The sequence below is a fragment of the Pantoea sp. nfd-35 genome, assembly GCF_056892255.1.
The window spans coordinates 498,802-511,484 of record NZ_CP122403.1; the positions used below are offsets into that span (position 1 = coordinate 498,802).

At 54.2% G+C, this 12,683-nt stretch carries 8 protein-coding genes; all 8 read left to right on the plus strand.

The features are described 5' to 3' along the window. Positions 1–168: 168 nt before the first annotated feature. Positions 169–2,118 (plus strand): RNase E specificity factor CsrD, encoded by a 1,950-nt coding sequence (gene csrD / locus P9J57_RS02410; RefSeq protein WP_014594737.1) that lies wholly within the window; start codon positions 169–171, stop codon positions 2,116–2,118. Positions 2,119–2,427: 309 nt separating this feature from the next. Continuing rightward, positions 2,428–3,471, plus strand: a complete 1,044-nt coding sequence (gene mreB, locus P9J57_RS02415; protein WP_003855260.1) for a rod shape-determining protein MreB — start codon at positions 2,428–2,430, stop codon at positions 3,469–3,471. A gap of 147 nt (positions 3,472–3,618) precedes the next feature. Beyond that, positions 3,619–4,641: a rod shape-determining protein MreC gene (gene mreC / locus P9J57_RS02420; protein ID WP_014594736.1), complete on the plus strand. Its 1,023-nt coding sequence runs from the start codon at positions 3,619–3,621 to the stop codon at positions 4,639–4,641. Further along, the gene (mreD, locus tag P9J57_RS02425) at positions 4,638–5,126 is read left to right on the plus strand and encodes a rod shape-determining protein MreD (protein ID WP_006120976.1); all 489 of its coding nucleotides are present in this window, start codon (positions 4,638–4,640) and stop codon (positions 5,124–5,126) included. The genes mreC and mreD overlap by 4 nt, the downstream gene beginning before the upstream one ends. A gap of 8 nt (positions 5,127–5,134) precedes the next feature. Beyond that, positions 5,135–5,716, plus strand: a complete 582-nt coding sequence (locus tag P9J57_RS02430) for a Maf family protein (RefSeq protein WP_014594735.1) — start codon at positions 5,135–5,137, stop codon at positions 5,714–5,716. Position 5,717: 1 nt separating this feature from the next. Next, positions 5,718–7,187 carry a ribonuclease G gene (gene rng / locus P9J57_RS02435; RefSeq protein ID WP_014594734.1) on the plus strand — a complete coding sequence of 490 codons (1,470 nt, stop codon included), beginning with the start codon at positions 5,718–5,720 and terminating at the stop codon, positions 7,185–7,187. A 132-nt stretch (positions 7,188–7,319) separates the two neighbouring features. Further along, positions 7,320–11,153 carry an AsmA2 domain-containing protein YhdP gene (gene yhdP / locus P9J57_RS02440; RefSeq protein WP_483279374.1) on the plus strand — a complete coding sequence of 1,278 codons (3,834 nt, stop codon included), beginning with the start codon at positions 7,320–7,322 and terminating at the stop codon, positions 11,151–11,153. Positions 11,154–11,218: 65 nt separating this feature from the next. After that, positions 11,219–12,664, plus strand: coding sequence for a metalloprotease TldD (gene tldD / locus P9J57_RS02445; RefSeq protein WP_013027427.1), 1,446 nt, complete (start codon positions 11,219–11,221; stop codon positions 12,662–12,664). The last annotated feature ends 19 nt before the right edge of the window (positions 12,665–12,683 follow it).

Here is a 12,683-nt window from a genome sequence, read left to right on the forward strand (position 1 = left end):
AAAAGGATAATTAAGCGCTCTGGGCCTTTCTCAACGGTATACTTCGGCTTCATGCGCGACCTCGCTGCCGCCGGGAACAATTTGTGTTATTTTTCTCAAAATTTCTCCCGGCGGACGGGCAGAGGGGCGGCGTGATTCGGCTACAACCGTAGTGAAACAGGCACAGGGATGCGATTAACTACCAAACTTTCTGCATTTATTACATTTATTAGCGTACTGGCAATGGTTTTAATGCTGGTGGGCTGTGCTTTTAGCGTTTTCTGGCTCACGCATCAACGCGTTGAAAATCGCGTACAGGTTTTGGCAACGGAAGTGGATAAAGTCTTGCTAAAACAGCCGCCCGATGCGTTAGAAGCCTGGCTTGCGCCGGTCTTACCCGTCATCAACGCTGAGCAATTATCTTTATACAATGGCCGGCAGAATGTTTTTACGCTTTCCCGCCATGAAAACCAGATGCTGCAACATCAAAAAAACCGCTACATCCACTTTGACATTGCGCTGATGCATCAGCCGGGTATGCGTTTGCAATTGACGATACTTGACCCGGCACAAACCTGGCTACGATCTATTCCCACCACCTATACGCTTGCCGCCCTGATGCTGGTGGTGCTGATTATGGCGGTGACGCTGTTCATCACCCATCGCTGGCTGGTAAGACAATGGCGCGGAATGGAACAGCTGGAGAGCCGGTCGGCATCAATACTCAGCGGCGCGCGCCAGCTTTATCGCCAGAAGCATGCTGATGAGTGGCCGCCTAAAGCCAGCCGGGCAATTGACGTGTTGCTCTCCGATTTACAGGAAGCCGGTGAGCAGCGTGTACGCATTGATACTTTAATTCGTACCTTCGCTGCACAGGACGGGCGGACGGGGCTGAATAATCGCCTTTTCTTCGACAGTCAGCTGGCAACGCTGCTTGAAGATCAGGAAGATGTTGGCACGCATGGCGTGGTCATGATGATCCGTTTTCCTGAACTTGATACACATGATGATTCACTGGGGCCCGTGCTGGTCGAAGAGTATCTCTTCAATGTCGTGAATATGTTGTCGACCTTTGTCATGCGCTACCCCGGCGCACTTCTGGCCCGCTATTTTCGCAGCGATTTTGCGGTCTTACTGCCGCACCGCAGCCTGAAAGAGGCCAACAGCATCGCCGATCACCTCATCAATGCGGTCGATGCCCTGCCGCCTATGCGCATGGTCAACCGGGACGATTTTATCCACATTGGTATCAGCGCATGGCACAGCGGACAGACGGTGCCCCAGGTCATGGAAAACGTTGAAATGGCCACGCGTCGGGCAACCCTGTCGGGCGGAAACAACTGGTCCAATGGCGCAGGAAATCCCCTGGATGCCGGGCGCGGCAGCGTTCGCTGGCGTACTCTGCTGGAAAATACCTTAAGTCGCGGCGGCCCCCGGTTATATCAAAAGCCCGCCGTGGACAGAGAGGGTAAGGTGCGGCATCGCGTTCTGCTCACGCGCATTTTTGACGGGGATAAAGAGGTCCTGTCGGCAGAATATATGCCCCTGGTTCAGCAGCTCGGTATGGCTGAGAACTGGGACCGGCAGATGGTATTACGCGTTGCCGCACTCTCTGAACTTTGGCCGGAAGAGACGCTGGCGATCCCCGTTAACATTGAGTCGTTGCTGAAACGTCCCTTTATTGCCTGGTTGCACACGATGTTGCTGCAGTGCCCAAAAAGTCAAAGAAAGCGATTTTTATTTGAACTTGCAGAAGGGGACGTCTGTCAACACATCAGCAATTTGATTCCCGTATTTCACGCATTGCAGGCGTTCGGTTGTCGCATCGCCGTTAATCAGGCGGGTTTGACGGTGGTCAGCAGTGCCTATATCCGGCAGTTACCGGTTGAGTTGATCAAGCTGGATGCGGGTTTAGTGCGTAATATTGAGCGCCGTACAGAAAACCAGCTGTTCGTGCGAAGCTTACTGGATGTTTGCAAACCCACCGGGACGCAGCTGTATGCGACTGGCGTGCGAACGCACGCAGAGTGGCAGACTTTGGTCGGGTTAGGTGTAGAAGGTGGTCAGGGTGACTTTTTTTCACCTTCACAACCGGTTAACAGTAACGTAAAAAAGTACTCCCAACGTTACCGTTTTTAATCGTTTGACCGGTTTCAGGGTTATCGCCTGCGCTTTTGGTGAATATGTGACAATAAACAGGCAGAATAATGCGCCTGAAATGTTAGATTTTATGTCGGAGTAAAGTTAAGAAAATTCTTTAACATGCCGCTCTGATGCCGTGGTATCGCTGTTCCGCTCGTGTGCGTAACAGGCATAAATGATGTAAAGCGAATGCAGTCTAATTTTTCACCGAAGCAGAACGTTTTTGCGCCTTGTGGCAGCTTCGTGTGGTTGGTAAAGTAAGCGGATTTTATTTTCCGCCTCCAGCTTGCAGGATTATCCTTTAGTATGTTTAAAAAATTTCGTGGCATGTTTTCAAATGACTTGTCCATTGACCTGGGTACCGCGAACACCCTGATTTATGTAAAAGGACAAGGCATCGTGCTGAACGAGCCTTCCGTGGTTGCTATTCGCCAGGATCGTGCCGGTTCACCAAAAAGCGTGGCGGCAGTAGGTCATGACGCCAAACAGATGCTTGGCCGTACGCCAGGCAATATCGCAGCTATTCGTCCAATGAAAGATGGCGTTATCGCCGATTTCTTTGTGACGGAAAAAATGCTGCAGCACTTCATTAAGCAGGTTCACAGCAACAGCTTCATGCGTCCAAGCCCGCGCGTGCTGGTCTGTGTGCCAGTTGGCGCTACCCAGGTTGAACGTCGTGCGATTCGTGAATCGGCCCAGGGCGCTGGCGCCCGCGAAGTTTTCCTGATTGAAGAGCCGATGGCGGCCGCGATTGGTGCTGGCCTACCGGTTTCCGAAGCAACGGGTTCTATGGTCGTCGATATCGGTGGTGGTACCACTGAAGTCGCCGTTATTTCCCTGAACGGCGTCGTGTACTCGTCATCCGTCCGTATCGGCGGTGATCGTTTCGACGAAGCCATTATTAATTATGTGCGCCGTAACTATGGTTCACTGATTGGTGAAGCCACGGCAGAACGCATCAAGCATGAGATCGGCTCGGCTTATCCGGGCGATGAAGTGCGCGAAATTGAAGTGCGTGGACGTAACCTGGCGGAAGGTGTGCCACGCGGCTTTACACTTAATTCCAACGAGATTCTTGAAGCCCTGCAAGAGCCTCTGACCGGTATCGTCAGTGCAGTCATGGTTGCGCTGGAACAGTGCCCGCCGGAGCTGGCATCTGATATCTCCGAGCGCGGTATGGTACTGACCGGTGGTGGTGCGCTGCTGCGTAACCTGGATCGCCTGCTGATGGAAGAAACCGGTATTCCTGTGGTCGTCGCGGAAGATCCCCTGACCTGCGTGGCTCGCGGTGGCGGTAAAGCGTTGGAAATGATCGACATGCATGGCGGCGATTTATTCAGCGAAGAATAATTGCCTCAACCGGCTGGAATCGTTGTAACAGTGCGCAGGGAGTAGCGTGTAAACCGGCGCTGCGTGCATCGGTATGATGTGACCAGCCCAGGAAAGTGCGGCCCGCCCGTACTTTCTTACCTTGTAGTCGAGGAACACGCAGATTATATGAAGCCGATTTTTAGCAGAGGGCCTTCTCTGCAATTGCGTCTATTTCTGGCGGTGATTGTGGCGATTGCCATTATCATCGCTGATAGTCGCGTGAGTTCATTTACTCAAATACGCAACTATCTGGACACGTCGGTCAGTCCGTTTTACTTCCTGGCCAACGGGCCGCGCCAGCTACTTGATGGCGTGTCAGACACGCTGGCTTCTCGCCAGCAGCTCGAACTGGAAAATAAAGCGTTACGTCGAGAGCTTTTTCTGAAGAACAGCGACCTGCTCATGCTGGGGCAATATAAGCAGGAGAACGCGCGCCTGCGCGAGCTGCTGGGTTCCCCACTGCGTCAGGACGAGCACAAGATGGTGACCCAGGTGATCTCTACCGGCACCGATCCTTACACCGATCAGGTCGTGATCGATAAGGGCAGTGCGAATGGCGTATACGAAGGCCAGCCGGTTATCAGTGATAAAGGTGTGGTCGGTCAGGTGATTGCCGTAGGCCAGTTCACCAGCCGTGTTCTGTTGATTTGTGATGCATCACATGCGCTGCCTATTCAGGTGCTGCGCAATGACATTCGTGTCATCGCAGCGGGCAATGGCTGTACGGAAGATCTGCAGCTGGAGCATCTGCCGGGCAATACTGACATTCGCGTTGGTGACGTGCTGGTCACCTCTGGTTTAGGTGGCCGTTTCCCTGAAGGCTATCCGGTGGGTGTTGTGTCATCGGTCAAGGTTGACACACAGCGCGCCTACACGGTCATTCAGGCGCATCCCACCGCGGGTCTGCAACGTCTGCGTTACCTGCTGCTGCTGTGGGGCGCGGATCGCAAAGGCGAGATGCCGATGGCACCTGACGATGTTCATCGGGTAGCTAATGAACGGCTGATGCAAATGATGCCGCAGGTTCTGCCTCCCGCCGGTGAAATGGGCCCTCCTGCGCCTTCAGCGCAGAACACCACTCCGGCTTCGGGCAGTAGCGAAAGCGCCGCACAGGGTTCCGCTTCGCGCTCACGCGGAGGCCAGAATTGAGTCGATATCGCAGCCAGGGTCGATGGGTTATCTGGCTGTCCTTCCTTATGGCCTTTATTCTGCAAATCATGCCGTGGCCGGAACAGATCTATATGTTCCGGCCATCATGGCTATTGCTGATTCTCGTGTATTGGGTTCTGGCGCTACCGCACCGTGTCAACGTCGGAAGTGGTTTTCTGCTGGGAGCGATTATGGATTTAATCGCGGGTTCGACGCTCGGCGTTCGGGCGTTGGCGCTGAGCATCATCGCCTATCTGGTCGCATTTAAATTCCAGCTATTCCGTAACTTAGCGTTGTGGCAGCAGGCGTTAATGGTTATGGTGCTGTCATTAGCAATGGATGTGATCGTCTTCTGGGCGGAGTTTCTGGTGATCAACGTCTCATTCCGCCCTGAAATTTTCTGGAGCAGTGTTGTCGACGGGATTCTCTGGCCGTGGCTATTCTTATTAATGAGAAAGATCCGCCGTCAGTTCGCTGTTCAATAAGGAAATTTATGGTAACCCTTTATCTGGCCTCCGCGTCTCCCCGTCGACGTGAGCTGCTGACCCAACTGGGTCTGACCTTTGAGCGCATCATCACTGACGTTGAAGAACAGCGTCAGCCCCATGAAGCGGCAGACGTTTATGTCCGCCGCCTGGCGCATGACAAAGCGAAAGCCGGCACGCTGATTGCCCAACACGATCTGCCGGTGCTGGGCGCGGATACCATTGTCGTGCTCAATGGAGAAGTGCTGGAAAAACCGCACGATGCCGACCATGCCAGCGCCATGCTCAGTAAACTCTCCGGGAAAACCCATCAGGTCATGACCGCAATTGCCCTCGCCGATCGTCAGCAGGTGCTGGACTGCCTGGTGGTAACCGAGGTGACATTTCGTAACTTAACCGCGCGCGACATTACCGATTACATCGCAACAGGTGAACCCATGGATAAAGCCGGCGCGTACGGCATTCAGGGGAAGGGCGGAAACTTTGTTCGTAAAATCAATGGAAGTTATCACGCGGTGGTCGGATTGCCCTTGGTTGAGACAGCGGAGCTGATCGACCATTTTCAGTCACTGCGTGCCGTAAGGGGTTAACATGACGGCTGAACTACTGGTTAACGTTACGCCTGCTGAAACGCGTGTCGCCTATATCGACGGTGGCATCCTGCAGGAAATCCATATTGAGCGTGAAGCCCGACGCGGCATCGTTGGCAATATCTACAAGGGACGCGTCAGTCGCGTGCTGCCTGGCATGCAGGCGGCCTTTGTGGATATCGGACTGGACAAGGCCGCTTTCCTGCATGCTTCTGACATCATGCCCCATACGGAATGTGTCGCAGGCGATGAAAAGAAAAATTTTGTCGTACGCGATATCGCAGAACTGGTTCGTCAGGGGCAGGATTTGGTCGTGCAGGTAGTGAAAGACCCGCTTGGCACAAAAGGCGCGCGCCTGACTACGGATATCACATTGCCTTCCCGTTATTTGGTGTTCATGCCTGGTGCTGCGCACGTCGGGGTTTCTCAACGTATTGCCAGTGAAAAAGAACGCGAGCGTCTCAAAGCGGTGGTGGCTGACTACTGCGACGATCTGGGCGGCTTTATTATTCGCACGGCAGCCGAAGGCATTGGCGAAGAAGAGCTGGCACAGGATGCCGCCTTTCTGAAACGTCTGTGGACCAAAGTCAGCGAGCGGAAAAAACGTAACCAGACACGTTGCCTGCTTTATGGCGAACTGGCGCTGGCGCAGCGTATTCTGCGAGACTTTGCCGGCGCAGCCCTTGACCGCATTCGCGTAGACTCGCGGCTGACCTGTGATTTACTTAACGATTTTACCAGCGAATACATTCCCGAGATGGCCAGCAAGCTCGAACTTTACAACGGCAAGCAGCCCATCTTCGATCTGTTCGACGTTGAAAATGAGATTCAACGCTCGCTGGAGCGTAAAGTTGAACTCAAATCTGGCGGATACCTCATCATCGATCAAACTGAAGCGATGACGACGATAGACATCAACACGGGTGCCTTTGTCGGACACCGAAACCTTGATGAGACGATCTTTAATACCAACGTGGAAGCCACTCAGGCCATTGCACGTCAGCTAAGGCTTCGCAACCTTGGCGGCATTATTATCATCGACTTCATTGATATGAGTAATGAAGATCATCGTCGTCGCGTACTGCATTCACTGGAAACGGCGCTGAATAAAGATCGGGTCAAGACCGGTATCAGCGGTTTTTCCGCATTGGGGCTGGTGGAAATGACCCGCAAGCGCACGCGCGAAAGCATTGAGCACGTGCTGTGCGAAGACTGTCCTGTGTGCAAAGGGCGCGGCACGCTGAAAACGGTTGAAACCGTGTGCTATGAAATCATGCGCGAAATCGTCCGCGTGCACCATGCTTATGATTCGGATCGTTTCCTGGTGTATGTTTCGCCAACCGTAGGTGAAGCGTTGAAAACGGATGAGTCCCATGCGCTGGCCGAAGTGGAGCTTTTCGTGGGCAAGCAGGTAAAGGTGCATGTCGAAGCGCTTTACACCCAGGAACAATTTGACGTGGTGATGATGTAATACTGGCTGGTCGGGCTGACGATGCCTGACTGCACATTTTAGGGTAAAATGTGAACCCATACCGCTATGTCATAGGACGCCGGGTATGAGCAGCAACCATCCGTCGTTAACGGTAGACAAGGAGAGGTGTGAGTGAGGCAGTTGCCAAGAATTCTGTTACTGCTGCTCGCGACAGTCGTTGTGATTGTGGCGCTGCTCGTCAGCGCGCTACGTCTGGCGATGCCGCATCTCGATGCCTATCGCAGTCAGGTCCTTCAGTGGGTTTCTGACGCCAGCGGCGTCAACGTGAAAGCCAGTGAGCTACGTGGCAAGTGGGAGAATTTTGGGCCCACGCTACAAATCCGCAATTTAGACGTCGATATGAAAGAGACGGGGTCGCTCTCTATCGCGCGTATCACCGTGGCACTGGACGTCTGGCAGTCACTGCTTCACTGGCGCTGGCAGTTCCGCGATCTTACCTTCTGGCAGTTACATCTCGACAGCACACAGCCTCTGTTAACCAGTGACAATGACAAGCACAGTTTCAAACTCACCCAGGTTAACGATCTGTTTTTGCGCCAGTTCGATCACTTTGACCTGCGTGACAGCACCATTCGTTTTATCACGCCATCCGGCCAACATGCTGAACTGGCGATACCGAAACTGACATGGCTGAATGAAAACACCCGGCATCGGGCTGAAGGTGAAGTCAGCTTGTCGAGCTTTACCGGCCAGCACGGCGTGGTGCAGGTCCGTCTCGACCTGAAAGACAGCGGTGGCTTACTCAACGATGGTCGTATCTGGATGCAGGCTGATGATGTTGATATGCGCCCCTGGCTGGGCCGCTGGGTGCGGGATAATACGCGTCTTGACAGTGCCCGATTCAGTCTGGCGGCTTGGGTTAATTTGCGCGATGGCGACGTCTATGCCGGCGATCTGCTGTTAAGCCGGGGCGGCGCAAGCTGGCAGGGCGAAAGCGGCCCACATACGCTGAGCGTTGATAACCTTACTGCCCATCTGTCGCGTTACAAAAATGGCTGGGTGGTTAATGTGCCGCAAACCAAACTCAGCACAGACGGTAACGCCTGGCCCGCTGGTCATTTTTCGCTACTCTGGCAACCTCAGGACACGCAGATGCTGGGCAGCAACAGCGAGGCTGAGGTACGGGTTCGCGCGACGCAACTGGCGCTGGACCATATTGCCCCCCTGGTGCCGCTGTTTGCGCCCTTGTCACCGGCGCTGTTTGATAACTGGCGAGCACTGCGACCTCGCGGCACCATTGACGGGCTGGCCCTGGATATTCCTGTTGAGCAGCCTGAGCAGACACGCTTTCAGGTTAAATGGCGAGATTTCAGCTGGCAGTACTGGAAACTGGTTCCGGGAATCAGTCATTTAAGTGGCGAGGCAGCAGGCAGCCTGAATAACGGACAGGCCAGGATTGCGATGGGTCAGGCTATGGTGCCCTATGGTGATATGTTCCAGGCCCCGTTAGAGATCAAGAAGGTGACCGGCAGCATGAACTGGCTGCGTGACCAACACGGACTGACTCTGGCAGGTCAGGATCTTGATGTACAGGCACGTTCACTCTGGGCGCATGGCGATTTCCGTTATCAGCAAAATACCGATACGCATCCTCAGCTGGATATCCTGGCCGGGATCAACGTTACTGACGCGGGCGATGCCTGGCGCTATTTCCCAACGCCGCTAATGGGGCATTCACTTACGCGCTATCTGAGCGGTGCCGTAAAAGGGGGCAGGGTCGACAATGCCACGCTGCTGTTCAACGGCAATCCGGCACTTTTCCCCTTCCAGCACAACGACGGCATGTTTCAGGTCTGGGTACCGTTACGCAAGGCTACCTATGGCTTCCAGCCGGGCTGGCCGGATATCAGCAATCTCGATATCGATCTTAACTTTCTCAATGACGGTTTGTGGATGCAGGCTCCTCTGGCAAAACTGGGGGAGGTTAATGCCCGCAACGTCAGCGCCGTCATTCCTGATTACATGAAGGAAAAGCTGATTATCAATGGCGATATCAGCGGTGATGGGCAGGAAATTGGCGAATACTTTCAGCACACGCCACTTAAGTCCTCGCTGGGCGCGGCGCTGGAGCAGCTACAGATTAAAGGTCTGACCAAGGGCCACCTCAAACTTGATATTCCGCTGGATGGTAAGGATGTTCACGCCAGCGGTGATGTGGTGATGAACAATAACAGCCTGCATATCAAGCCGCTGAACACCACCATGACGCATCTGACTGGACAGTTTCGTTATGACAACGGCAATCTCGAAAGCGATCAGATGCAGGCTAACTGGTTTGGTCAGCCACTCAATGTCAGCTTTAGTACGAAAGAAAACCCCGATGATTTTGGCGTTAACGTAAAGTTGCTTGCTGACTGGCAGATGGCAAAAATCACCGGAATGCCGCCTCAGATTGGCAGCCAACTGGCCGGGCATCTTCCCTGGCAGGGTGAGGTGAACGTTTCCTTACCGCACAAGGGCGGCGCGCGTTATGACGTAGCCTTGAAAGGTGACGGAAAAGAAGTAAGTAGTCGCTTACCTTCGCCGCTTGATAAAAAAGCGGGCGAAAGCCTGCCGATCGCCGTCAATGCTAAAGGCGATTTAACGCATTTTGATCTCAGCGGTAGCGTGGATGAACGACATAAGTTCAACAGCCGCTGGCTGCTGGAACCCACACTGCGCGTCGATCGGGGCATCTGGCTTAACGATACAAAAACCCTACCGACGTTGCCAGACCGCTCGGGAATGGTGCTGAACCTGCCGGCGCTGGATGGCGAAGCCTGGGCGGCATTGATGGCGACCGGCGGCGGCGGATCAACCCGTTCGACGACGGGTGAGCATCAGGTGGGCGGCGCAACGCTGCCAGGCAATATTATCCTGCGCAGTCCTTCTGTGACTCTGGCCGGGCAACAGTGGCATAACGTTGATACCTCTCTCACTCAGGAAATGAGTGGTAAGACCCGGGTGAAGGTCAACGCCGATGAGTTGAGAGGCCAGTTAACGACCTCACCTTCGGCCCCGTGGCAGATTGCACTGGATTACCTGTATTACAATCCAGAATGGAAGGCGACGGCCGATCAAAAAGGCGCGTCGACTTCACCGCTGGGACAAAAGAGCGAGCGGATCGATTTTAGTCAGTGGCCTGCCTTACAGCTGCAGTGTGCGGAATGCTGGCTGATGGGGCAGAAGTACGGTCAGGTGAACGCCATACTGCAGCCCAACGGAAGTACGTTAGCACTCACTAACGGACTGGTTGACACCGGCACCTCGCGCCTGAATATTCAGGGCGAATGGGTTAATCGTCCAGACGACCAGCGAACCTCTTTGAAAGGCACATTACAGGGCAGCAACATCAATAACGCCACCAACTGGTTTGGCGTAAATACACCGCTGCGGGATGCGCCTTTCAAGATTGATTATGATCTGCACTGGCGCTCTGCACCGTGGCAGCCTGCAGCGGAAACGCTGAGCGGCACATTAAAAACGCATTTTGGCAAAGGGCAAATCAGTGATGTGGATACCGGCGCTGCGGGACAGATCCTGCGTCTGCTGAGCTTTGATGCGCTGTTACGCAAACTGCGTTTTGACTTCAGCGATACCTTTAACAAAGGATTCTACTTCGACGCCATCAACGGCACCGCCTGGATTGAAAATGGCGTCGTACGCACGGATAACCTGCTTGTCGATGGGCTGGAAGCGGATATCGCCATGCAGGGGAATATGGACCTGGTGAAGCGCCGCATTGATATGGAAGCGATAGTCACGCCAGAAATCTCAGCCTCAGTCGGCGTAGCGGCTGCGTTTGCCATCAATCCGGTGGTGGGCGCTGCGGTATTTGCTGCCAGCAAGGTGTTGGGGCCGCTCTGGAGTAAGATTTCCGTGCTGCGTTATCACATCAGCGGGCCGCTGGATAAGCCTGAAATTGATGAAGTAATGCGTAAACCGCGCGAAACCTATAACAAGTGATATTTGACGGCGTAACATAATTGCCGCAGGCTATGATTATCCGAGCACATATTAAGTGAGAAACGATGACTCTGAATCTGGTAAGTGAGCAGTTGCTAACTGCTAACAACATTAATCAGCAGGACCTTTTTTCCCTGTTAGGGCAGCTTTCAGAACGTCGTCTGGACTATGCCGATCTCTATTTCCAGTCCAGCTTCCATGAATCCTGGGTTCTGGAAGATAAGATCATTAAAGACGGGTCCTACCATATCGATCAGGGCGTGGGCGTACGCGCCGTAAGCGGTGAAAAAACCGGTTTTGCCTATGCTGACCAAATTACCCTGAATGCGTTGCGTTTATCTTCTGAAGCGGCACGCAGTATTGTGCGTGAACAAGGCAACGGCAAGGCACAGACGCTGTCGGCCGTAGTTAACCGCTCGCTGTACGCGCCGGTCGATCCGCTCGGTAGCCTGAGCCGTGAAGATAAAATAGCCCTTCTGCATCGTGTAGACCAGGTCGCACGTGCTGCCGATCCCCGCGTTCAGGAAGTCAATGCCAGCCTGACTGGCGTCTATGAGCAGGTCTTGGTTGCCGCCACTGACGGCACCTTAGCCGCCGATGTCCGCCCACTGGTTCGTCTGTCCATCAGCGTCCAGGTTGAAGATCAGGGCAAGCGTGAGCGCGGTTCAAGCGGCGGCGGTGCGCGTACCGGCTATGCCTTTTTCCTGGCCGATGAGAACGGCGAGGTGCGGGCCGATGCCTGGGCTCGTGAGGCCGTGCGCATGGCGCTGGTAAATCTGTCAGCGGTGGCTGCGCCTGCAGGAACCTTACCCGTGGTGTTGGGCGCTGGCTGGCCGGGCGTACTGCTGCACGAAGCCGTAGGTCACGGCCTGGAAGGTGATTTCAATCGCCGTGGTACATCGGTCTTTAGCGGCAAGATGGGCCAACTGGTCGCTTCTGATCTGTGCACCGTTGTCGATGACGGCACGATTGATGGATTGCGGGGTTCGTTAGCTATCGACGATGAAGGCGTGCCGGGGCAATACAATGTGCTGATCGAAAATGGCGTATTGAAAGGCTATATGCAGGATAAGCTGAATGCCCGTCTGATGGGGGTGAATCCCACCGGTAATGGTCGTCGCGAATCCTATGCGCACCTGCCGATGCCGCGTATGACAAATACTTATATGCTGGCCGGTAAATCCACGCCGCAGGACATCATTGAAAGCGTGGAGTACGGATTATATGCCCCTAACTTCGGCGGCGGTCAGGTCGATATCACTTCCGGAAAATTTGTGTTCTCCACCTCGGAAGCCTATCTGATTGAGAAGGGCAAAGTGACCAAACCCGTAAAAGGGGCGACATTGATCGGCTCCGGTATCGAGGCAATGCAGCAAATTTCGATGGTCGGCAACGACCTGGCGCTGGATAAAGGCGTTGGCGTCTGTGGTAAAGAAGGACAGAGCCTGCCGGTAGGCGTGGGGCAACCCACACTCAAGCTGGATAAGCTGACAATCGGCGGCACCGCCTGACCGAGACGCAAAACCCGCC